Source organism: Paenibacillus rhizoryzae, from assembly GCF_059686995.1.
In genome coordinates, this window is the sequence record NZ_JCAALT010000001.1 from 1 (window position 1) to 22,329 (window position 22,329).

Consider the following 22,329-nt stretch of genomic DNA (forward strand, 5'->3'; position numbering starts at 1 on the left):
ACGAATTATGCGTGAACAGGGCTTGACCTGCATTGTACGTAAGAAGAAATATCGTTCGTACAAAGGAAATGTAGGTCAAGTTGCGCCGAACATTCTAGAACGGAACTTCAACGCTTCGAAACCGAATGAGAAATGGGTAACGGATATTACGGAATTCAAGTTATTTGGAGAAAAACTGTACCTATCACCGATGCTCGACTTGTTTAATGGAGAAATCATTACCTATACCGTTGAATCCCGCCCCCAATACTCGCTTGTTTCCAGTATGCTGGAGAAGGCATTTGAACGATTAGATGATGAAGATACCTTAACTATTCATTCGGATCAGGGCTGGCATTACCAGATGCGTCATTTTCAGAAGTCATTAAAGGAACGTGGAATAACGCAGAGCATGTCACGCAAAGGAAACTGCTACGACAATGCGGTCATGGAAAGCTTCTTTGGTATTTTAAAGTCAGAATTCTTCTATATCCAGGAATTTGAGAGTGTTGAGGAGTTTAAAGCTGAACTAGAACATTACATTTCGTATTACAATCACAGCAGAATTAAGGCAAAACTAAAAGGCATGAGCCCCATTCAGTACCGGACTCATGCCCTTGAAGCAGCTTAATATATAGCGTCTAACAAATGGGGGTCACATCACTTTCGTGGGCTTTTTGCTATAGCAGTACTAACCCTAAGGTAACCTAGTGAAATTAAAGTGCGTACTATTCATTTTTAGTATTGTTGTTTATATTCTTAGTAACGGGCCATAAAGGAGGCGAAATAGTTGAATGTATTGATCACGGGCGCGTCAGGAAGTGTAGGTTCGGGAGCAGCGGAGCAGCTTTCGCAGAAGCATAATGTAAGGTTATCCGATGTGCGAGACATGGAAACTTCGTTACCCTATTATCAAGCAGATGTCCGGTTGCATGGGTCCTTGGATTCGGCAATGGAGGGTGTAGATGTAATCATTCATACTCCGGCCTATCACGGCATTCATATGGGGACGAATTCCGAGAAGGAATTTTATGATTTGAACGTCACCGGGACGTTCGAAATGTTCCAATCTGCTGTCCGAAACAACGTTCGCCGTGTGGTGTGGCTGTCGAGCATGTCGTTTTTCGGAAACGATTTCTACGCCTACACCAAGAAATTGGGTGAGCAATTGTGTCAGTTTTATCATGACCGGCATGGCCTTGAGATTATCATCCTGCGACCTACGGATTTCACACCTTATCGCGATCTGCGACATTATGGCGAACGACTGCTGCATGGCGGCGTCGACCGCCGCGACATCATCGATGCGGTTTGCCTCGCGGTTGAATGTAAGCAAACTTACGGTACGTATCATCTAGTCAGAGAAGATGCATATACGGAAGAGGATGTCCTGGCTTATCCTGATTCTCCGGTACAGGTGCTGGAGAAGGTGTATCCCGGCGCAAGGGCGATTATCGAGAAGTATCGGCTTCATCTGCCTGAGCAAATTATGACATCCGATTTGTCCATAGCTAAAGCCGAACTCGGCTATCATCCTAAATATAACTTCGGGACATTCGTTAAAGAAAACACCAATCAAGGCGTAATCCTAGGCTCATAATCCGATTTGTACATGATCAGAAATGGAGTGAATATGGATGCAAAAGAGACAATTGGGACGAACCGGACTGGAAGTTACTTCGCTGGGTTTTGGTGCAATGGAAATCAGGGGACCACGGATTTGGGGCGGGCGTTCCGTTACGGATTCCGAGGCAGAGAACATCTTGAATGCCGTGCTGGATGCAGGGATCAATTTTATTGATACGGCTTACGATTACGGTTTAAGCGAAGCGTACATCGGCCGGTTTATCAGCCAGCGGCGCAGCGAGTATTTCTTAGCAACCAAATGCGGCTGCACGGTTGTTGATGCAGGCGATCATGATGAGACGCCGCATGTATGGACAAGAGATAATCTTCTGCGCAACCTAGATGTCAGCTTACGAAGAATGAAAACCGATTATATCGACCTCATGCAGCTTCATAATCCTACAATCGAACAAACCGATGAAGGACAATTGATTGATGTGCTGAAAGAAATTCAAGCCACAGGCAAAGTGCGGTGGATCGGAATTTCTTCGACGCTTCCCCACATCACGAAGTATATCGAAACCGGCGTATTCGACAGCTTCCAAATCCCTTATTCTGCACTAGAGCGTGATCACGAAAATGTGATTACGGCAGCAGCCCATTCAGGAGCAGGTACCATCATACGCGGAGGCGTTGGTCGCGGTGAGCCGGGAGTAGGCTTAGGTAATGGCGATCGATGGGCTGCCTGGGAAACGGCCAAGCTCGATGAATTGTTGGAGGAAGGCGAAAGCCGCACAGCATTCCTGCTGCGGTTTACTTTAAGTCACCCTGACTTGACGACAACGATTGTCGGGACTAAGAGTCCGGAGCATTTGCTGGAAAACATAAAGATTGCCCAGAAAGGCGTACTTTCAGCTGATGTTTATGGGGAAGCCAAGCGGCGCCTCCTTGAAGCAGGTCAGTCTCCGAAAGCCTAGCTGAGCAAAGTAAACCTAAGAAGCGTCCACTTGTGGACGCTTTTTGTTATGATATGCGCACATTGCCGAATTTGGGCGGTCATCCTTGTCGATTTTTATCGCCTTCTATCGAATGGTGGAAACTAAAAAATTTATCTCTTATTTTCCAAAATTCTATCTTGTAATCGCTTCCAACTGTAATTATAATGAAGGCGCAGTCTTCCTTAAACGTTTCGGATGAACTGCAATTCATTTTCCATCAAGAAAGGAGTGTTCCGGTTTCACTGTTCGTGCAGCACAGTATGGTAACAATCCAAACTGATACCCACCGCATTTTCAGTCATACTTCACTCAAACGGAAGTAACGAGCGAAAAATTAGGGGAGGTTTATCTGTGAAGAAAATAAGTTTCTTACTAGTTGCATTTCTTCTTGTTCTATCGTTGGCGGCATGTGGCAGCAATAACAATACTAGCAATGAATCAGCAGATTCGAATAGCGGCACTAACAAAGCAGACAGCGGCAAAGAAGTAGTCATTAAGTTCCCAAGCTACAAAACGGGAAATAACGTCGGAGCCATCTTCTACCTTCCTCAAATTGAGCGCTTTAACAAGAAATATGCCGGGAAATACAAGATTGAAATCGAGGAAATCGTGCAGGACGAATACTCGAAGAAAATCAAACTCCTCTATCAGCAGAAGAAATTACCCCCGCTTATCGAAGTCGATAAAGAGCTTGCCGACATTATGATTAACAACGGCGATCTCCTCGATTTGAAACCTTACATCGACAACAATCCAGAGATCAAAAACATTTTGATTGATGATTCAGTTAAATATAACACGGACAAGAACGGCAAAATCGTTTCGCTTCCGCTTGCCTTTGAGCGTCCGATTGGTTTGTATTACAACAAGGAATTGCTTCAGAAAGCCGGCATTACGGAGCCGTCGACGACATGGGACGGATTCTTCAGCGATCTGGACAAATTGAAAACGGCCGGGGTTACGCCGTTATCCCTCATGACCGGAGAGAATGGTTGGACGACGATGCTGCTTGCTTCGGCGATGATCGCCTCTGAGCCGGAAGGGCAGGAGCTATTAACGAAAGGCGATATCGTAACGAACTTTAACTCGCCGCTGTGGATTAATACCTTTGCCAAGGTGCAGAAGCTGCTGACGGACTACACGACTAAGTCCGCACTGGGCGCGACTTACTCCATCGCAGCCAATGAATTCTTCAGCGATAATACGGCTATGATCGCGAACGGTCCATGGATGGTTGGGGACTTCAGCAATCCTGACAAAGCCTCCGAAGGTTTCGCGGGTAAAGTAGGCGCGACCATTTATCCGAACGGCGTTGCGCTCGGCTCTGCCGACGGATACTGGTATTCCATTCCGAAGGATACGCCGCAGGAAACGGTGGATGGTTTGATTGAATATTTCAAATTCATCTATTCGCCGGATGAACTGAATGCATTCTTGGTCGCTGAAGGCGGCTTTGCTCCAAAAATGCCGATGCCGGATGATGCGAAGGCAAAACTGGATCCGATCCTGAGACAGTTAAACGATGAAGTCGGCTCTAAAATGAAAACACTCAACCGATTGATCTATGATATCGTGCCCCAATCCGTCTCGGATTTGTTTGCTAAAAACTTGCCGCTTCTGGCAACGAACGATATGACTCCCGAACAGTTCTGTAAAGCGATGACAGACGCAGCCGAGAAGTTTAAGAAATAATGCAGGCAGGCTTGGTCTTGGCAAGAAGCGTATGGCGATCGCTAATGCGCTTCTTGCCAAGACCATCTTGACTGTCATGCATCGATTACCGCTCTTCGGGGAGGATTTCTGCCATGTACAAGTACAATAAATTGTGGGTGTATCTCTTTATTATCCCTACGCTTATCGTCTTTCTGGTTTTCTATTTTGTCCCGATCCTGACCGTGTTTACAACGGGATTCATGGAGTGGAATGGTTTTAATACGGCGAGATTCATTGGATTCGATAATTATAAAATGATCTTCCTGGATGACAACTCCATTATCGTCTCCTTAATGAATCTATTGAAGTGGTCGCTCATCGCCACTTTCATCCATGTCCCATTCGGCGCTCTTGTCGCATTCATTATCTTTAAACGGCCGGTCGGCTGGCGATTTGTACGCGGGGTATTTATGATTCCCAACGTGATCGCGGTATCGGCGTGGGCGATTATTTATCGGTTTATTTTCAATGATCAGATGGGCCTGCTTAACAATTTCATCAGAAAGCTCGGCTTCTCGAACTTTCATACGAATTGGTTCTTCGATCAGCAATACGCGTTTTCTGCTATCAGCTTAACTTGGGTATTCTACGCGGTCATCGTAACGCTTCTTGTTCTGTCCGACTTGATGGCGATCCCTAAGGAGCTGCATGAAGCGGCAAAAATCGACGGGGCAACAGAAGCGCAAATTCACTGGAGGATCAATTTGCCTCTCATTCGCGGTTCGCTGGGGACTTCGGTCATCTTATCGATTATTGCGAGAATTACGATGTTCGAAGCGATCTTCTTGACGACCAAAGGCGGACCGGGGAACTCCACCTATAATATCTCAGTCATGCTCTACGATGGCATCGTTAATTATCAATTCGGTTATGCCAATGCGGTGGCTACGATCATGATTATATTGGGGATCGGCGTTCTGGCCATTACGACCAAAGTGTTCAAGATGAACAAAAGTGTCTACAACTGACAGGGTGGTGATCCTGCTTTATGAAGGCTGAACCTTTGAAACGCGGCCTGGTAGGGGTTTTCAGTTATTTGGTGCTCTTATTCACAGTCTGCATATCGCTTGTCCCGCTGCTCTGGATTGTCGTTTCTTCGTTTAAATCGAACAAAGCGATACTGAATACGCCGTTTGCGCTTCCGGTTGACATTAATTTTCATGCCTACTATTCGGTGCTGCAAATGAATAATTTCTTAAGCAACACGACGAACTCTGTACTGATTTCGGTCACTTCGACACTGATCGCGCTTCTGTTCTATGCACTGGCGGCGTATTCATTTGCGAAATTCGACTTCAAGGGAAAACATATTTTGTTTGTTCTGTTCTCGATTACGCTTCTAATTCCAGGCCATGCTACGGCACAGCCCATTTTCTCCTTCATCAATTTAACGGGACTGTATGATACGAGAATGGCGCTAATTGTAGTGTACATATCAGCCGGATTGGCTGTATCGCTGTTCATCTTGCGGGCGACGTTTCTATCCATTCCAAGAGAGCTGGACGAAGCGGCTTATATGGAATCGGCTACCTTCTGGCAGGTGTTCTTCTATATCAATTTGCCGCTTGCCAAATCAGGCTTGGCCACTGCAGGCATTCTCATGTTCCTCGGCAACTGGAATGAATTTTTCTACGGCTTCATGCTGACCGCATCCGCAGAGAATCGGACACTGCCTGTCGCTTTGCAGTTTTTCACGGAACAATTCTCGTATAACTACACCCAACTGTTCGCAGCGCTGACGCTTGTAACGCTGCCTAGTATTATTTTATACATGTTGGCTCAGGAACAGGTTCAGCAAAGTGTTGTCAGCGGCGGCGTGAAAGGCTAATCAAAGCAAGTTGCAGCTGTACCTATTCTTACTTTGGCAGGTGAGTGCTAATGGCGACGATTAAAGATATTGCTAGGATGGCCGGCGTGTCGACGACTACCGTTTCCAGAGCGCTGAACGGATATGATGACGTTAGCCAGGATACAAAACGAAAAATTCATGAAATTGCCGAAGAGCTGGATTATTCGCCCAATGCGGTAGCGAGAAGCTTGGTATCGAGTAAGACGCGCACAATTGGCGTGATATTCTCGGGGTTAAAGTATTCAGGGGGAAAAGATAATCTCGCCTTTGAGATCTTATGCGGCATCAATGATCGAGCCAACGAGATGAATTACGACATCTTGCTGTTCAGTACGAGTCCGTCCAAGCAGCGAATCAAATCCTACTACAATTTATGCAAAGAGCGAAATGTAGATGGAGCGATCATATTCGGCTTAAAGGTCGACGATCCGTATCTGGAGGAAGTCATTAAGAAGTCCAATTTCCCTTGCGTCTTGATCGATATCCCGTTCTCCAATGAAATACTGGGGAATGTCACGACTGACAATATCGAAGGGGTTCGATTGGCCATTCATCATTTGATGGAGTGGGGCCATACGAATATAGCGATGATTAACGGCTATGCGGAAGCACATGTCAGTGAGCAGCGATTAAAGGGCTTTAAGAAAGCGCTCTTCGAACGCGAATTACCGTTTGTGGCCTCGAAAATCTTCGATGGGCAGTTTTCCGAAGAGGGCGGGGAACAGGCGATGATGCGTATATTGGATGAACATCCGGGGGTTACCGCCGTATTTTGCTCCAGCGATTTGATGGCGCTTGGCGCGATGCGAGCGCTTGAGAAGAGAGGGAGAAAGGTCCCCGACTCCGTATCTGTTGTCGGCTATGACGACATCATCCTCTCCTCATACTGTTCGCCGAAGCTGACTACCGTTCATCAGAACAAATACGAGATGGGCTTGGCATCGGCAAAACTGCTGATCGAGATGCTTGAAGGAACGGATATCGACCACAATGTGGTGCTGAAGAATGAATTGATCGTGCGGGAGAGCACGAAGCGGCTGCTGTAGAGCCGGATGTGCTAATCGCGCCCGTATCTTCCTAAACGTTTAAGTAGCGGTTCACTATATCCAAGTGGAGGTTGGTATGCAATGAGACTTAGCGCCGAGGAGCTGGAAAGCGGCAAGTTATCTCCTGAAACCTTAGAGCTTGCTATTCAACTGATCAAAGTCAACGGATACGTGCTATTCGAGGAAGTATTGCCAAGAGCCCAAGTCGATGAGCTGTTCAACAGCTATACAGCCATACTAGATCCTTACTTCGAGGCGCATCGCGAAGAGATCCTTAATCCGAAGAATGGTTTTAATGATGGTACGAATCATGTTCGTCTCTATTTACCGTTTGAGAAACCGTTCTGCGATGAAGCGATCATTGCGAACCCGTTCGTGACCGAAATCGTGGATCGGATCTTGGGCGAGGATTGCTTAATGACCTATTTTGCCACGAATACGTCCATGCCCGGCGGTAAGAAATCGCAGCCTGTGCATGCGGATACTTCCTCGCGCTACGGCGACAAATATGGGGCGAACTTGCCGATTGCGAACTTGATCGTCAATTATCCGCTTGTGGATGTCCATGAGAATAACGGACCTATGGAGATATGGCCGGGCGGGACGCATCTGCATCCGGACAACTGGTACGCGCCGAATGCATTCAACAAGTCAAAGCTGGCTGAGCATATGCATGGTATCAAAATGCTAATGCCGGCAGGCTCCATTCTGATTCGCGATGATCGAGTATGGCACCGCGGTACGCCGAACAAATCCGATAAGCACAGACCGAATATCGCGCTTATCTACTCGGAGAACCGGCAGCGTGAAGGCACCATTCAAATTCCGCAGGAAACATACGATGAGCTGTCCGAGAAAGCGCAGCGTTTGCTGCGTAATGAGAAGATCGGCTTTCCCGTTGCGGAGCCGAAGCATTAGAGAGATACAGAGAAAACCGCATTGTACCCTCTGGAGGAGGGCTGCAATGCGGTTTTTGGTAGGTGCTGCGGCGGCGCAAGGTCCGCGGTACGAGTTATTATTCGTTCCTGTTCTTGAAATCAGCAAGAACTTCATCGATAATTCGTTTTGCGACTGAAGCAAATACAGGATTGGTGTCCTTGTAGTAAGGCAATGCGAACAAACCCATCGACAATGCATAGCCGCGGCCGCGAGCCCAAGTTGCATCATCCGGCTGCAGTGCTGCACGGAAGATGTTCCGCGTTTCGTCCGTAAGGATACTCCAAGCAAACAGCATATCGCAGGCGGGATCGCCGATTCCCATACAGCCAAAGTCGATAACGGCACTAATGCGACCATTTTCGATGAGCAAATTGCCTGCGTGAATGTCACCGTGAATCCAGACGCCGGTCCCTTGCCAATCCGGTGCTCGAAGAGCTTCATCCCAAGCCAAGGCTGCCGCGCTTTGATCGATCAACCCTTCCAGTTCTGCGATGGCCTTGCGAACGCCGCTATCTCTCGGTGCCAACGACATGCCTCGGGAGGATGCAGGGGGGGTGACCTCATTGTTTAGATCGACACGCTGCATAGCGCCGACGAACTGAGCGATATCGGTTGCGGCTTGAGCCAAATCGTCGATGCTCCCGACTATCGCATCCTCACCCTTGAACCAACGATATACAGCCCATTGCCATGGATAACCTTCAGCGGGAACCCCGATAGCAAGCGGGGCAGGGATAGCCAGCGGCAGGAGCGGGGCAATGAGGGGCAGCCAATATTGTTCCACTTCGGCTTGTCCGGTTGCCCAATCGATGCGAGGCAAGCGTACCGCTAATTCTTCACCAAGCCGGAAGATCGCGTTGTCCGTTCCGCTAGACTTAATCCGAGTGAGCGGAAGCTCCGCCCATTGCGGAAATTGTCCGGCGAGTAACCGTTTCACCAGAGAGGCGTCAATTTCCACCTCATGATCATGCATCTTGACGGTGTTTGAAATTGCAATCACTCTCGCTCTCCATTAGGATAAATTCATTGTATGGGAATTGTTTACCGGCTGCAAGGCTGGAGAGCCGGTGTAAGTAAGCCAACCCGAAGTTACGGGTTGGCTTATTTTGTGTGCCCGCTTTTGTTGTCGGTATCCGTACAGTTGTGATAGGATGAGAAACAAAACTCTCAGCACGGATTGGAACAAATAAGAGTGTTGGATGGAAGAATAGGAGATTTGCTTTATTATGACGAACAAGAACAGTCGGAACGTGTTTAGATTAGCAATGCTGCTTGGTTTATTTTCGACACTCGGGCCTTTTACTATCGATATGTACTTACCGGCGTTTCCGGAGATTGTGAAGCAATTCGATACGACAGCGTCACTGGTACAGCTCAGCCTTACCGCTTGTTTACTCGGACTCGGCATCGGCCAGCTCGTCATGGGTTCGCTCAGCGATGTCTATGGTAGACGGAATCCTCTGCTTATCTCTATGGCTGTTTATGTTGCCGCTTCGTTAGCTTGCGCTATCTCGCCCAATATTGGGCTGTTGATTGTTTTCCGGTTCATGCAAGGATTTGCGGCAGCGGCTGGCATTGTCATTTCCCGTGCGATCGCGCGCGACCTGTACAGCGGTCATGAACTTACGAAATTTTTCTCGCTGCTCTTGCTTGTCGGTAATTTAGGTCCGCTCGTGGCGCCGGTTACCGGCAGCGGTATTCTCTCTTTCACGACTTGGATCGGCGTATTTGTAGCGCTGGCTTTGCTAGGAATCTACCTGTTCTCGATGACAAAATGGGGACTGCAGGAGACGCTGCCAGCTAATCTGCGCAGGCCAAGCAATTTCTTGGAGCAGCTGGGGAACTACGGGTCGCTTCTAAGAGAGCGGCAGTTTCTCGGCTACATGCTGGCACAAGGCATTATGATCGCAGGGGTTTTCGCCTATGTTTCGGGAACGCCTTTTATTTATCAAAATATATACGGGGCCTCTCCGACCGTATTTGCTTTATTGTTTGGATCGAACGGCATTAGCTTGATCCTCGGTTCCCAACTGGTCGGTCGGATGGCGCATCGGGTATCCGAGCATACCTTTCTGTTGTTCGGCTTATGGCTTGCCTTTGCGTCCAGCGTCGTTGTCTTAGTAGTTGGTATCGCACATGGCCCATTGTTCGCACTGGTGATTCCGCTGTTTTTCTTCGTAGCCTCGATTGGCATCACCTCTACAGCAGCATTCCCGCTTGCAATGGAGAGTCAGGGGCATATGGCGGGCAGCGCGGCCGCACTGCTTGGTGTTGTTCCCTTCTTACTGGGAGCGGTTGTCTCTCCGCTAGTCGGTATCGCGGGAGAAGACACTGCCGTTCCGCTTGGCGTCATTATTTTATTGACGAGCTTCGCCGCGATGCTGGCTTACTTCTTTCTGGTAAGAAGAAGTCCGCGTGCGGCAAAATCGGCTCCTATCAATAGTATGGGCTAGTATTTCGCCTTTTGTTGTCAATTGTGCCGTTATGAGCTATAGTGAGAATAATTTCATAATGAAAGTACGGGTGCTGGATGGAGTCTGGCTGAGATAGGGAACGTTATTTCCCTGACCGTTAATCTGAACCAGGTAATGCTGGCGTAGAGAACGTATCGAATCCAAACCATTCGTATATTCTCGAATGGTTTTTTTCTATTGTTCATGCCTGCTTTCCTACGGAAAGGAGAACATAGGTAATGAGAGATTCCTTTATTTCACAATTGCAGCAGCAGGCAGAAGAGCGGCAGGATGAACTGTTTGCTCTGTTGGCCGAACTGGTCGCTTATCCGACAGTCAGCCCGCCTGCTCGAAACACATTAAACGCACAGCAATACTTGGAGGAGTACCTCCGAGCGAATGGTTTTGAGACGGAATTGTGGGAAGTGTATCCCGGCGATCCGAACGTTACAGCGATCAAACCAGGTACGGAGCGGCATGCCTACCAAAGCTTGCTGCTGAACGGTCACATGGATGTAGCCGAAGTTGGAGATAGCAGTGAGTGGGAAAATGATCCATTCCAGCTGACCTTGCGAAATGGCAGGGCCTATGGCAGAGGCACATCGGATATGAAAGGCGGGCTTGCCGCCCTCCTCTTCGCGGTGAAACTGTTGACTGAAGCGGGAATAGAGCTGCGAGGCGATCTGCTGTTTCATTCGGTTATTGGAGAAGAGGCGGGAGAAGCGGGGACGCGTGCTTGCATGGAACGCGGATATTCGGCGGATTTTGCCGTTGTGGCGGATACGAGCGGAATGGCCATTCAAGGACAAGGCGGGGTTATCACCGGCTGGGTGACGATTCAAAGCCCGGTTACCTACCATGACGGCATGCGGGCACGCATGATTCATGCCGGCGGCGGCGTTCAAGGGGCTAGCGCGATCGAGAAGATGGCCAAACTGATCACAGGACTTCAAGAGCTGGAGCGTCACTGGGCCGTGACCAAATCCTACCCCGGTTTTCCGGCCGGCTCGAATACGATTAATCCCGCTGTTATTGAAGGAGGTCGTCACGCGGCCTTCATCGCAGATAAGTGCGCGTTGTGGATTACGGTCCATTTTTATCCGAATGAGGATTATGAAACGGTTGCCGCTGAGGTGGAGGCGCATTTGCTCGCAATCGCTCAGGCCGATCCTTGGCTGCGTAACAATCCGCCTGCTTTCCGCTGGGGAGGCCGGTCGATGATTGAGGAACGCGGTGAAATCTTCCCATCCCTGGAGCTCGGCGCGGAGAGCGAGGGGCTGAAGGCATTGTTCGCCAACCATCAACAAGCGCTAGGGGCGGAACCTCAGCTGGGCATGAGTCCAACGGTAACGGATGCAGGCTGGCTGGGGCGTGCAGGCATACCGACGGTCATCTACGGTCCTGGGGAGCTTGCCCATGCGCATGCAGTTAATGAAAGCACAGATCTGCGGGAGCTCGTGGATTACGCCAAAGTGATGATTGGTTTCATTTCGGATTGGTGTAACCGGAGAAAGACGGACGATAAATGAACAAACACGTAAGAGGGCGGAGGAATACCAATGAGTCGATTTAGTGAAAGGCTGTACCGTTCAGCGCATGAGATATGGGCGGCAAGCCATCGGCATCCCTTTCTGACGGAACTGCGGGAAGGGACGCTCGATCCACAGCGTTTTATCTATTATTTGAAGCAAGATTATGTCTATCTGATCGATTATGCCAAGTTGTTCGCGATGGGCAGCATGAAGGCCAGAGATATGGAAACGATGGTAAAGTTCGCCGAGCTGCTTCATTCCACGCTGCATGTCGAGATGGAGCTGCACCGGGGTTACGCGGAGCGATTCGGTGTAACGCGCGAGGAGCTGGAGCAGACACAACCAGCGCCAACGACGATTGCTTATACCAAATATTTGCTGGATGTCGCTGCACAGGGCTCGCTCGCAGAGGTTGTAGCCGCGCTGCTGCCGTGCATGTGGAGCTACCAGGAGATCGGGGCAGCTTTCATGAAGGTTCCGGGCGCCTTGGATCATCCGCTTTATCGGGAGTGGATCTTGGTGTACGGCTCCGAAGAATTCGAGGCTTTGACCAACTGGTGTATAGGTTTGATGGATCGTTTGGCAGAAGGCCAGCCGGAACGCGAGCTTGCGCAGCTGGAGGAACGTTTCCTCGTCGCATCCAAGCTTGAATATATGTTCTGGGATATGGCCTATCGGCAAGAGGAGTGGCCGGTTTGAGCACAACAGTAGAAGCAGGAAAACAGCAAGCCGCGTTATCGGTACGCGGGCTTAGCTTCTCATTTCCGCAGGAAACACCCTTGTTCGAAGCCTTGAACTTCGATATTAAACAGGGCGAGTTTGTCAGTATTCTGGCAGCAAGCGGAATTGGCAAAACAACGCTCTTCCGCCTATTATCCGGACTGCTGGCTCCTACAGCGGGCACAATTGCGATCGGCGCAGCAGGCGACTCTGCCTCTGAAGCCACGAAGCAGGGGAAGATCGGATACATGCCGCAAAAGGACTGCCTTCTCCCATGGAGATCGGTGCTGGATAATGCCGCAATTGGCTTGGAGCTGCGCGGAACTTCCAAGCGGGAGGCACGTCGCCAAGTGTTAGAGCTGCTGCCTGGCTTAGGGCTGGAAGGAACGGAAACCAAGTTTCCGCATGAGCTTTCCGGCGGTATGCGCCAGCGCGTTTCGTTTCTGCGCTCCCTTCTGGGCGGAGGAGAGCTGTTCCTGCTGGATGAACCATTCAGCGCCTTGGATGCCATGACGCGGATCAATATGCAAGAATGGCTGCTGCAGGTGTGGGAGCAGCATCGCAAGACCATTCTGTTCATCACCCATGACGTTGATGAAGCGCTGCTCTTATCCGATCGGGTACTTGTTGCGGCGCAATCGCCCATTACGACACTTCGGGAGCTGAACGTGAGTCTACCTCGCCCCCGCGGCTATGAAGTGGCACTGGATGAGACATTCATCAGCTTGAAGCGACAGCTGCTGGATTGGATTGGTTTTGGTGCCGGCCGCTCGAAAGGCGGTGGGGGGGCATGAAACGACGATTCACCGCTAATGTGCCTGTCCTTGTATTCGTGCTGCTGCTCGCTTTGCTGTGGGAAGTCGGAACGAGGGTCATGAACATCCCGCATTACATCATTCCGAAGCTATCGGATGTGTTCGTCTCGATGTGGGAGAATAAACAGCTGCTTGGGAAACATTTTGGCGTTACGTTGGGGGAATCTCTGCTGGGGCTCGGCATTTCCGTTATATTCGGAACGCTGGCTGCGGCTTGGATTGAAAGCTCCGGCTTAGCGAAGAAGACGATATACCCGCTCATCGTCGGCTCTCAAACCATTCCGATTATCGCCTTGTCGCCAATCATGGTGATGTGGTTCGGCTATGAAATATGGAGCAAGATCGCCGTCGTGGTTTTGTTCACCTTCTTCCCGCTTGCTGTGAATACGGCAGACGGTCTTCGCTCCGCTGATCCTGATATCGGAGAGCTGATGCGGACGATGGGAGCTCGCAAACGCGATCTCTTGCTGAAATGGAAGATTCCATCCGCGCTTCCGGGATTTTTCACGGGACTGAAGATGGCAGCCGCGATTAGTGTGGGAGGCGCTACGCTTGGAGAGTGGCTCGGGGGCGAAAATGGCCTCGGGATGTACACGAAGCGGGCATCGAATATGCTGCGCGGTGAAGCGGTGTTCTCAGGCGTGCTTTTGCTATCGGCGATGGGAATTATCTTGTTCCTCGCGGTGCAATGGGTAGAGCGTGCTTGCCTTAGCCATCGCAGAAGTTAAGTTAAAAGGAGAAATGACAGTGAATCTACGTAAATGGTCTATGAGCACATGGAAGGCGGCAGCCCTTGGCTTGGTGTTACTAGTGGTTGCAGGCTGTGGAACCAATAAGCAAGCAGCTGATGGAGAAACGGAAATCACGGTACTGCTCGACTGGTATCCGAATGCCGTGCATACGTTCCTGTATGCGGCGCAAGAGCAGGGATATTTTAAAGACGCTGGTTTGAAGGTGAACCTGCAAACGCCGGCGGATACGAACGATGCCTTAAAGCTGGTGGCGACCGGTAAAGCAGATTTGGCGCTGAGCTACCAGATGCAGGTGGCGATCTCGCGTTCCGAAGGGATACCGATTGTATCTGTCGGCGCAATCGTTCGTCATATGCTTAATCAACTGCTTGTTCTTGATTCGCGGGAGATTCACAGTCCCAAGGATCTGATCGGCAAGAAGATCGGTTACCCTTCCATTCCACTCGATGAAGCGATTGTGAATACGATGGTGAAGTCGGACGGCGGCGACCCCTCGAAATTGAATTATACGGATGTTGGCTGGGATCTGATTCCGGCGATGACCACGAAGAAGGTCGATGCCATCATCGGTGGTTATGTGAACCATGAGAAGCTGTTGTTGGAGAAAGAGGGTGAGAAGCTGACGGCCTTCGATCCATCTAAATACGGCGTGCCGGATTACTACGAGCTGGTGTTAACTGCCAGTGAGGATGGACTGAACAAGAAGAGCGGCGCCATTAAGAAGTTTATAGAAGCCGCAGCCAAAGGGCAGGCGTATACGGCGAGCCATCCGGACGAGGCGCTGCAGCTCTTATTGGATGAGCAGAGTGAGGAGTTTCCGCTGGACGCGGATGTGGAGAAACAAAGCTTGGCAATCTTGCTGCCGCTGATGGATGCAGGGAAAGAAGCTTTTGCCAGTCAATCGGAGCAATCTTGGAATGAAGTCATCCAATGGCTGACAGAGCAAGGTCAGATTTCGAAGAGCGTTAAAGCTGCAGAAGCATTCCGCAATTTGTAAGGCGAGGAGAGTCGGACAGGTGAATGAACGATATTCAAGGCAGATGCTGTTTGCGCCTATCGGTGAAGCGGGTCAGCGGAAGCTGAAGGACAGCGCGGTATTAATTGTAGGGATGGGCGCGCTCGGTACTGTGCTGGCTAACCATATGGTAAGAGCCGGCGTAGGCTTGGTGCGGTTCGTGGACCGCGATTATGTGGAGCAGAGCAATTTACAGCGGCAAATGTTATTTGATGAAGAGGATGTTCGGCAAGGCTATCCCAAGGTTATTGCTGCGGAGAAGAAGCTGCAAAAGATCAATTCCGATGTCCGGCTCGAAGCGATTGTAGCCGATGTCACCGTTCATAATATGGAATCTCTCCTAGACGGCATGGATTTGGTCCTGGATGGGACGGATAATTTTCAAACGCGGTTTCTGCTCAATGATGCATGCTTCAAGAGGGGCATTCCCTTCACCTATGGCGGTGCGGTCAGCTCGCGAGGGATGAGCGCGATTCTCGTTCCCGGAAGCACGCCTTGCCTGCGCTGCTTCATTCAATCCGCAGATGGCAATGGGCAAACCTGCGATACGATCGGCGTTATCGCGCCTGTCGTTGACATTGTCGCTTCCTATCAAGCCGTTGAGGCAATGAAGTATTTGGTTGGAGCGCATGACAAACGCAGAAACAGCTTAGTCACCTTTGATCTGTGGGCCAATCACTCCTATGAAATGAAGCTTGGCGAACCGAGGAACAACTGTCCATGCTGCCAATTAAAGCAGTATCCCGCCCTGGATCCGGCAGAGCAAGACTCGGCTGTCTCCTTATGTGGGCGAGAAACGGTACAAATGGCCGGGAGCGGGCCGATCGATTTGGAGGTATGGCGAGCACGGCTGGAGCCCGCGGTCGTGAAGGTAAGCGTGAATGCTTATTTGCTTCGAGCCGAATTGCCGGAAGGTGAGAGACTCGTATTATTCCCGGATGGCCGCGTATTCGTGCAGGGGACGGAAGATTTGGTGCGCGCTAAGATTTTGTATGCCCGCTATATCGGATCTTAATTCTTACTAGGAGGGATTGGAAGATGAAAGAGTTTCGTTTATATGCGATAACAGGAGAGCAGTTTCACCCGGGCCGGGACATGATCGACGTGATGGAGGAAGCCATTCTCGGCGGAGTAGATATTATTCAGCTGCGGGACAAAACGAGCGGAAAACCCGAGCTGCTGCAGAAAGCTAAAGCGCTGCGGGAGCTGACTCGCAAACATGGCGTTACGTTTATCGTGAACGACCATATCGATGTTGCCATGGAGGTCGATGCGGATGGCATTCATCTGGGTCAAGATGATGTGCCGCTTCATGAGGCCAGACGGATCGTGGGCAGCAAAATCATCGGTATCTCCACGCATAGGCTTGAAGAAGCGCTGCAGGCTGAACGCGAAGGCGCGGATTATATCGGCGTCGGTCCTGTTTATCAGACGCAGACGAAGGTCGATGTCGTGGATCCGGTAGGTGTATCGTATGTACGCGAGGTTGCCGCGAACATTCGCATTCCTTTTGTAGCTATCGGCGGCATTAAACTCGGCAACGTAGATGAAGTGCTGGCGGCAGGAGCGACTAGAATCTGCGTGGTTAGCGGAATTGTCGGGAGCAGCGATGTGCGCGGGACTTGCGAAGCGTTCCTCGAGAAGCTGAAGAAATAGGGGGGATTGCGGATGGTGCTTGTAATCAATGGACAGAAGCAAGAGCTGGAAGCCAAGACAATCCAAGATGTCATTGTCCATTATGGATTGGCTGGCAAACCGATTGTGGTCGAGGCAGATGGGACTGTTCTTACAGCCGAACAATGGGAGTTCACATCGGTTCGGCCGGATATGCAAATCGAGCTTGTACATTTTGTCGGGGGAGGTTGACGGATCGGATGAAGCAGGATGTTTTCAAGATAGGCGGCCGCGAATTATCTTCTCGTTTCTTTATCGGTACAGGACTTTTCCCTAATCCATACGTGCAAATGGAGGCCATCAAAGCTTCGGGTGCTCAGGTGCTGACCTTTGCCATTCGGCGCATCAACCTAGAAGCAACGGAGGATGATTCTATCCTGCAGCATTTGCAGGATGGTGAATATATCTATCTTCCTAATACGTCCGGTGCCAGGACGGCGGACGAAGCGGTTCGTATCGCCAGGTTAGCGCGTGCTTCAGGCCTAAGCGACTGGATCAAAGTCGAAATTAGCGCGAATGAGCGTACGCTGCTGCCGGATCCGATCGAAACTTTGAAAGCAACGGAGATCCTCGTCAAGGAAGGGTTTACGGTGCTTCCGTATATTACGGATGATCCAATCATGTGCAAACGACTTGAAGAAGCGGGAGCAGCGGCGGTGATGCCGGGAGCAGCTCCAATCGGCACCGGACTCGGTATTCTTAATCCCTATCATTTAAGTTTAATCGTTGAAGATGCCCAAGTACCGATCATCGTAGATGCCGGCCTTGGTTCAGTAAGTGATGTTACGCAAGCGATGGAGCTTGGCGTGTCAGCTGTGTTGATGAACACCCCTGTTGCAAAAGCCAGGAATCCGGTTGGCATGGCGCAAGCGATGCGAATGGGGATCGAGGCAGGCCGCCTCTCCTATCTATCCGGCCGGATCGAGAAGAAACGTTATGCGTCGGCAAGCAGCGGGTTGGATGCGTATAAATTGAAATAAGGCGAGCTAGCGATTGATTGAGTACTTGGGAGAGTTGGTCTGGAAATGAAAGAGAGCATTGTGGTCATGGGCGGCGGAGTCATCGGATTATCCTGCGCATTTGAGCTGCAGCAGCGGGGTTATCAGGTTACGGTTCTGGAGATCAAACGCTGCGGGGGGCAGGCATCCGGTGCAGCTGCCGGTATGCTTGCGCCTTATTCCGAGAATGTAGAAGGATCCGATGCTTTTTTCCGCTTTTGCCTGGAAAGTCTACAGCTTTATCCCGAATGGCAAGCCGGCGTGAAGGAGATCTCCGGGCAGACCTTCGAATACACGAACTCTGGCAGTCTCTATATTGCCTATCATGATGCGGATTTGCTAGCGTTGGAAGGTAGACTCTTATGGCAGCGCCAGTGCGGTTCTTCCGGCAGCATCGTAGAAGGAGAGGCGTTGCTGCGCCTCGAGCCTCAGCTGTCGACGAATGTAAGAGCCGCGCTTCATACACCGGAGGAGAGCCATCTCTATGCACCTCATTATGTCAAAGCGCTTGAACAAGCGTGCCGATTGACGGGGGTTAGCATCCATGAGAATCTTGAACAGCTTAGCGTGGTTGAGTGGGAGAGCGAGATAGGCATCCAATCGGCGGACGGACGCCTGTTCAGCGGGGATCGATTACTTGTATGCTCGGGGGTATGGGCGCAAGAGCTGTCCGATACATTCGGAATTCAAATTCCCGTGTATCCGATTCGCGGGCAAATTTGTGCGTATGAGGTAGAGGCGAAGCCCGTCCAGCATATGGTCTTCGGCAATCAGGGTTATCTGGTGGGGAAAGATAATGGCACACTCGTATGCGGCGCTTCCGAGGATGTTGCCGGCTTCGATACTTCGGTGACGGCCAAGGGGATCGAGCGTCTTACGAGATGGAACAAGAAGGTGTTCCCGTTTCTCGGAGAGAGGGAGCCGTTTCATCGCTGGGCCGGCTTGCGTCCTTCTACCCAAGATGGGCTTCCGCTGATTGGTGCGATCGACGCTACTGAGCGTGTTGTATTCGCGGTCGGCCATTATCGCAATGGCATTCTGCTAAGTCCGGCAACGGCCAAGCTGGCGGCGGATTGGATCGAAGGAAAGCAGCCGGTAGCGGCGGATTATCATGCATTCTTGCCGGGGCGGTTTACTTAAACCGCCTATTTGGCGATTCGCCGGTGATGAAGCAGGCGGAGGAGTTTCTTAGATAACACGTTCGCTAGACTCGAGCGGCAATCGCAACAATGCCGAAGAAGCGCTAACGAACCGTACAGGTCTTATTTGATTGAAAATCATCGATTTGTAATTTTAACGAACCGTACGGGCCTTAGTTGGCCCAAATTGCTCTACAAACCACTTATTTTGACGGAATAAGGCCGCTGTGGTTCGTTAGAATTTTAGAAGCGCCAAATTTCGCTATATAAGGCCCGTACGGTTCGTTAGAAATAATCAGGCAAGACACAGATGTCGCTGACAACAAGCTTTGATGTAAAATGAAGAGATAGGATCCATAGATTAAGAGGTGCCGACATGACAACCGCGCCGCCGCGTATCAATTGTATGCAATGTCTCCATTACTATGTGACGTGGGATCCGAAGTTTCCCCGTGGCTGCAAAGCATTTAAATTCAAAACCTCCGCCATGCCAAGTGCTGCCGTGCTGCAGTCATCGGGCAAACCGTGCATGAACTTCGAAGCGAAGCACAAATAGCCGTCCGTATGAAGACGAATAGGGTCTATATCGGGTCGAAGAATATTCCCTATTAAACATTCCATTTACTTCTTCATAATAATGGTATGGTATAATAGACCTATTACTAGGCTAATGGATCTACTACATGGAGGGATCAGGATGAGGTTAGTCACAAGATCAGATTTCGATGGATTGGTTACGGCGGTTTTGTTTCGAAAGTTAGGCATGATCGACGATATGAAGTTTGTTCACCCGAAAGATATGCAAGATGGTTTGGTTGAGATTACGAAAAACGATATATTAACGAACGTTCCTTTCAAAGAAGGCTGCGGCTTATGGTTCGATCATCATGCCAGCGAGTTGAAGCGGTCGCAAGAAGAAGGATTTACATACGAAGGCGAGATTCGCATTGCGGATAGTGCCGCGAGAGTCGTTTATGATTTTTATGGCGGACGCGAGAAATTCGGTCCTTTCTTCGATAGCATCATGGCAGGCGTAGACAAGGCGGATGCCGCAAAGTTCAGCAAGGAGGATATTATGAAGCCGCAAGGCTGGGATTTACTCTCCTTCATTATGGACTCGCGCACCGGGCTTGGGCGTTATCGCGATTTCCGTATAAGCAACTACCAACTGATGGAGAAGTTGGTTGAGCTTTGTCTGGAACAATCGCTTGAGGAAATTATGCAGGATGAAGATGTAAAACAACGGGTGGAACGATACTTTGAGCTGGATGCGCTGTTCCGGGACATGCTCGTTGCCCATACGCGTGTAGAAGGAAATGTGATTATAACCGATCTTAGAGGCGTGGAATCCATCTATCCGGGGAATCGTTTCTTGGTGTATGCCCTTCATCCGGAGCAGAATGTTTCGCTATGGATTGTAGATGGTTATCAGAAGCAGAATTGTGCAATCGCTTGCGGTCATAGTATCGTCAATCGGTCATGCAGCGTTCCGGTCGGATACTTGATGAGGGAATTCGGTGGCGGCGGACATGAAGCCGCTGGCACTTGCCAAGTACCATACGATGCTGCGGATGAAACGATCGAAGCCATTGTGCGACGTTTCAACTAATGTGCCTGTTACAAAGTAAAGACCGGTAGGGGAGAATGGGAACTTCTCCTTACCGGTCTTTGTCCTGTTTGATTATTTCTGGCTCGCCTTTATCGCTTGGTCTAGATCATGGAGAATATCCGAAATACCTTCTGTACCGATGGATAAGCGAATCATCCCCGGAGAGACGCCGGTCGCAATTTGCTCATCTTCCTTGAGCTGCGCATGTGTCGTGCTGGCCGGGTGAATGATGAGCGACTTCGAATCGCCGACATTCGCTAAATGGGAGAACAGCTTCACGTTCTCGATCACCTTTTTCCCCGCATTCAAGCCGCCCTTAATTCCGAACGTCAGAATTGCGCCTTGACCTTTAGGCAAATACTTCTGCGCTTTGTCATAAGACGAATGGCTTTCTAAACCAGGATAGCTAACCCACTCCACTGCCTCATGTTGTTCTAAGAACTGCGCCGTTGCCAGTGCATTGGAGGAATGACGCTCCATACGCAAGTGCAGCGTTTCCAAGCCCTGCAGCAGCATAAAGGAATTGAACGGAGAAATGGCAGCTCCCATATCACGCAGCAATTGCACACGTGCTTTAATAATATAAGCGATCGGTCCGACAGCATCCGTATACACAACGCCATTATAGCTAGGATCCGGCTCTGTCAGGCCTGGGAAACGCCCGCTTCCCTTCCAATCGAATTTACCGCTATCGACGATAATGCCACCGATCGAAGTGCCATGTCCGCCAATAAACTTCGTTGCAGAGTGGACGACAATGTCGGCTCCATGTTCGATTGGGCGAAGCAAGTAAGGGCTTGGGAAGGTGTTATCTACAATAAGAGGAAGACCGTTCTCATGGGCAATGGAGGCTACAGCTTCGATATCAAGCACGTCTCCCTTAGGATTGCCGATGGTCTCTGCGAAGATGGCCTTCGTTCTTTCATTAATCGCGCTGCGGAAATTGTCCGGATTGCTAGGATCTACGAAATGAACTTTAATCCCAAGCTTCGGCAATGTAGTGGAGAATAAATTATAAGTGCCGCCGTACAGACTCGCTGCAGAGACGATCTCATCTCCGGCTTCCGCGATATTAAGAATGGAGTATGTAATGGCAGCCATTCCTGAGGCAGTAGCTAGTGCGGCAGGCGCGCCTTCGAGCGCTGCAATTCTTTTCTCAAAAACATCTGTTGTGGGATTCATAATGCGGGTGTAGATATTGCCGAATTCTTGAAGTGAGAATAAATTCGAAGCATGCTCGGAATCACGGAACCCATAAGAAGTCGTTTGGTACAGCGGTACTGCCCGTGACATTGTGGCTGGATCGATCTCTTGCCCTGCATGTACAGCTAAGGTTTCTATGGAATATTTGCGTTCTTCTGACATTTCTACAATCATCCTCCTTAAATCTAGTTTCAATTCTAGTTTCTCATAGTCTGATAGAAATTTCCATCTCAGCAGACTCAAAAGGACAAGAAAATAGGGAAGAGGAAATAAGCAAGCCGTAGAGAAGTTGTTTGCAAAGAGTTGAACGCAACGATCAGAGATAACCT

At 50.0% G+C, this 22,329-nt stretch carries 22 protein-coding genes and 1 riboswitch; of the genes, 20 read left to right on the top strand and 2 right to left on the bottom strand.

All coding sequences use genetic code 11. From position 1 onward, the window contains the following. From AC6ESO_RS00005 to AC6ESO_RS00040, 8 genes are all read left to right on the top strand, one after another. Nucleotides 1-610: IS3 family transposase (locus AC6ESO_RS00005; RefSeq protein ID WP_497089626.1), on the top strand; the 610-nt coding region annotated here is incomplete at its 5' end. Nucleotides 611-769: 159 nt separating this feature from the next. Beyond that, nucleotides 770-1,579 carry an NAD-dependent epimerase/dehydratase family protein gene (locus AC6ESO_RS00010; protein ID WP_497089627.1) on the top strand — a complete coding sequence of 270 codons (810 nt, stop codon included), beginning with the start codon at nt 770-772 and terminating at the stop codon, nt 1,577-1,579. Between the two features lie 37 nt (nt 1,580-1,616). After that, entirely contained in the window at nt 1,617-2,522 is a 906-nt protein-coding gene (locus AC6ESO_RS00015; RefSeq protein WP_497089628.1) for an aldo/keto reductase, read from the top strand. A gap of 372 nt (nt 2,523-2,894) precedes the next feature. Beyond that, nucleotides 2,895-4,235 carry an ABC transporter substrate-binding protein gene (locus tag AC6ESO_RS00020; RefSeq protein ID WP_497089629.1) on the top strand — a complete coding sequence of 447 codons (1,341 nt, stop codon included), beginning with the start codon at nt 2,895-2,897 and terminating at the stop codon, nt 4,233-4,235. Nucleotides 4,236-4,348: 113 nt separating this feature from the next. Continuing rightward, entirely contained in the window at nt 4,349-5,224 is an 876-nt protein-coding gene (locus AC6ESO_RS00025) for a carbohydrate ABC transporter permease (protein WP_497089630.1), read from the top strand. A 20-nt stretch (nt 5,225-5,244) separates the two neighbouring features. Next, nucleotides 5,245-6,084, top strand: a complete 840-nt coding sequence (locus tag AC6ESO_RS00030) for a carbohydrate ABC transporter permease (protein ID WP_497089631.1) — start codon at nt 5,245-5,247, stop codon at nt 6,082-6,084. 50 nt (nt 6,085-6,134) lie between these two features. Next, nucleotides 6,135-7,151, top strand: coding sequence for a LacI family DNA-binding transcriptional regulator (locus AC6ESO_RS00035; RefSeq protein ID WP_497089632.1), 1,017 nt, complete (start codon nt 6,135-6,137; stop codon nt 7,149-7,151). A gap of 81 nt (nt 7,152-7,232) precedes the next feature. After that, on the top strand, nt 7,233-8,069 hold the full coding sequence (locus AC6ESO_RS00040; protein WP_497089633.1) for a phytanoyl-CoA dioxygenase family protein: 837 nt from the start codon (nt 7,233-7,235) through the stop codon (nt 8,067-8,069). Between the two features lie 97 nt (nt 8,070-8,166). On the opposite strand, the gene AC6ESO_RS00045 is transcribed toward AC6ESO_RS00040, so the two are convergent. After that, nucleotides 8,167-9,090: an aminoglycoside phosphotransferase family protein gene (locus AC6ESO_RS00045; protein WP_497089634.1), complete on the bottom strand. Its 924-nt coding sequence runs from the start codon at nt 9,088-9,090 to the stop codon at nt 8,167-8,169. Nucleotides 9,091-9,316: 226 nt separating this feature from the next. Between AC6ESO_RS00045 and AC6ESO_RS00050 the strand changes: the two genes are divergently transcribed. The 12 genes from AC6ESO_RS00050 to AC6ESO_RS00105 all read left to right on the top strand — a co-directional run bounded on the left by AC6ESO_RS00050 (nt 9,317) and on the right by AC6ESO_RS00105 (nt 20,797). Beyond that, nucleotides 9,317-10,543 carry a multidrug effflux MFS transporter gene (locus AC6ESO_RS00050; protein ID WP_497089635.1) on the top strand — a complete coding sequence of 409 codons (1,227 nt, stop codon included), beginning with the start codon at nt 9,317-9,319 and terminating at the stop codon, nt 10,541-10,543. A 56-nt stretch (nt 10,544-10,599) separates the two neighbouring features. Next, a riboswitch (TPP riboswitch) is annotated at nt 10,600-10,710 on the top strand. A 72-nt stretch (nt 10,711-10,782) separates the two neighbouring features. Next, nucleotides 10,783-12,072, top strand: a complete 1,290-nt coding sequence (locus AC6ESO_RS00055; RefSeq protein ID WP_497089636.1) for an acetylornithine deacetylase — start codon at nt 10,783-10,785, stop codon at nt 12,070-12,072. A gap of 30 nt (nt 12,073-12,102) precedes the next feature. Next, nucleotides 12,103-12,774 (top strand): thiaminase II, encoded by a 672-nt coding sequence (tenA, locus tag AC6ESO_RS00060; RefSeq protein WP_497089637.1) that lies wholly within the window; start codon nt 12,103-12,105, stop codon nt 12,772-12,774. Continuing rightward, nucleotides 12,771-13,589, top strand: coding sequence for an ABC transporter ATP-binding protein (locus AC6ESO_RS00065; protein WP_497089638.1), 819 nt, complete (start codon nt 12,771-12,773; stop codon nt 13,587-13,589). Before tenA ends, AC6ESO_RS00065 begins: the two co-directional genes overlap by 4 nt. Further along, nucleotides 13,586-14,338: an ABC transporter permease gene (locus tag AC6ESO_RS00070; protein WP_497089639.1), complete on the top strand. Its 753-nt coding sequence runs from the start codon at nt 13,586-13,588 to the stop codon at nt 14,336-14,338. Before AC6ESO_RS00065 ends, AC6ESO_RS00070 begins: the two co-directional genes overlap by 4 nt. A gap of 13 nt (nt 14,339-14,351) precedes the next feature. Beyond that, nucleotides 14,352-15,359 carry an ABC transporter substrate-binding protein gene (locus tag AC6ESO_RS00075; protein WP_497089640.1) on the top strand — a complete coding sequence of 336 codons (1,008 nt, stop codon included), beginning with the start codon at nt 14,352-14,354 and terminating at the stop codon, nt 15,357-15,359. A gap of 19 nt (nt 15,360-15,378) precedes the next feature. Next, nucleotides 15,379-16,392 (top strand): ThiF family adenylyltransferase, encoded by a 1,014-nt coding sequence (locus AC6ESO_RS00080; RefSeq protein WP_497089641.1) that lies wholly within the window; start codon nt 15,379-15,381, stop codon nt 16,390-16,392. 23 nt (nt 16,393-16,415) lie between these two features. Then, nucleotides 16,416-17,033 carry a thiamine phosphate synthase gene (thiE, locus tag AC6ESO_RS00085; RefSeq protein ID WP_497089642.1) on the top strand — a complete coding sequence of 206 codons (618 nt, stop codon included), beginning with the start codon at nt 16,416-16,418 and terminating at the stop codon, nt 17,031-17,033. Between the two features lie 12 nt (nt 17,034-17,045). Continuing rightward, nucleotides 17,046-17,243 (top strand): sulfur carrier protein ThiS, encoded by a 198-nt coding sequence (gene thiS / locus AC6ESO_RS00090; RefSeq protein WP_497089643.1) that lies wholly within the window; start codon nt 17,046-17,048, stop codon nt 17,241-17,243. Nucleotides 17,244-17,251: 8 nt separating this feature from the next. After that, entirely contained in the window at nt 17,252-18,031 is a 780-nt protein-coding gene (locus AC6ESO_RS00095; RefSeq protein WP_497089644.1) for a thiazole synthase, read from the top strand. A 45-nt stretch (nt 18,032-18,076) separates the two neighbouring features. Next, nucleotides 18,077-19,189 carry a glycine oxidase ThiO gene (gene thiO, locus AC6ESO_RS00100; protein ID WP_497089645.1) on the top strand — a complete coding sequence of 371 codons (1,113 nt, stop codon included), beginning with the start codon at nt 18,077-18,079 and terminating at the stop codon, nt 19,187-19,189. Nucleotides 19,190-19,885: 696 nt separating this feature from the next. Then, complete coding sequence (locus AC6ESO_RS00105) at nt 19,886-20,797, top strand: exopolyphosphatase (protein WP_497089646.1); 912 nt, start codon at nt 19,886-19,888, stop codon at nt 20,795-20,797. Nucleotides 20,798-20,869: 72 nt separating this feature from the next. On the opposite strand, the gene AC6ESO_RS00110 is transcribed toward AC6ESO_RS00105, so the two are convergent. Next, nucleotides 20,870-22,162: a homocysteine synthase gene (locus tag AC6ESO_RS00110; RefSeq protein WP_497089647.1), complete on the bottom strand. Its 1,293-nt coding sequence runs from the start codon at nt 22,160-22,162 to the stop codon at nt 20,870-20,872. Nucleotides 22,163-22,329 lie beyond the last annotated feature (167 nt).

Coding starts and splice junctions, on each gene's coding strand:
- AC6ESO_RS00030 (WP_497089631.1), top strand. CDS start 5,245: ATGAAGGCTGAACCTTTGAAACGCGGCCTGGTAGGGGTTTTCAGTTAT.
- AC6ESO_RS00055 (WP_497089636.1), top strand. CDS start 10,783: ATGAGAGATTCCTTTATTTCACAATTGCAGCAGCAGGCAGAAGAGCGG.
- AC6ESO_RS00035 (WP_497089632.1), top strand. CDS start 6,135: ATGGCGACGATTAAAGATATTGCTAGGATGGCCGGCGTGTCGACGACT.
- AC6ESO_RS00050 (WP_497089635.1), top strand. CDS start 9,317: ATGACGAACAAGAACAGTCGGAACGTGTTTAGATTAGCAATGCTGCTT.
- AC6ESO_RS00095 (WP_497089644.1), top strand. CDS start 17,252: ATGAAGCAGGATGTTTTCAAGATAGGCGGCCGCGAATTATCTTCTCGT.
- thiE (WP_497089642.1), top strand. CDS start 16,416: ATGAAAGAGTTTCGTTTATATGCGATAACAGGAGAGCAGTTTCACCCG.
- tenA (WP_497089637.1), top strand. CDS start 12,103: ATGAGTCGATTTAGTGAAAGGCTGTACCGTTCAGCGCATGAGATATGG.
- AC6ESO_RS00015 (WP_497089628.1), top strand. CDS start 1,617: ATGCAAAAGAGACAATTGGGACGAACCGGACTGGAAGTTACTTCGCTG.
- AC6ESO_RS00075 (WP_497089640.1), top strand. CDS start 14,352: ATGACAGTGAATCTACGTAAATGGTCTATGAGCACATGGAAGGCGGCA.
- AC6ESO_RS00105 (WP_497089646.1), top strand. CDS start 19,886: ATGAGGTTAGTCACAAGATCAGATTTCGATGGATTGGTTACGGCGGTT.
- AC6ESO_RS00070 (WP_497089639.1), top strand. CDS start 13,586: ATGAAACGACGATTCACCGCTAATGTGCCTGTCCTTGTATTCGTGCTG.
- thiO (WP_497089645.1), top strand. CDS start 18,077: ATGAAAGAGAGCATTGTGGTCATGGGCGGCGGAGTCATCGGATTATCC.
- AC6ESO_RS00040 (WP_497089633.1), top strand. CDS start 7,233: ATGAGACTTAGCGCCGAGGAGCTGGAAAGCGGCAAGTTATCTCCTGAA.
- AC6ESO_RS00110 (WP_497089647.1), bottom strand. CDS start 22,162: ATGTCAGAAGAACGCAAATATTCCATAGAAACCTTAGCTGTACATGCA.
- AC6ESO_RS00025 (WP_497089630.1), top strand. CDS start 4,349: ATGTACAAGTACAATAAATTGTGGGTGTATCTCTTTATTATCCCTACG.
- thiS (WP_497089643.1), top strand. CDS start 17,046: ATGGTGCTTGTAATCAATGGACAGAAGCAAGAGCTGGAAGCCAAGACA.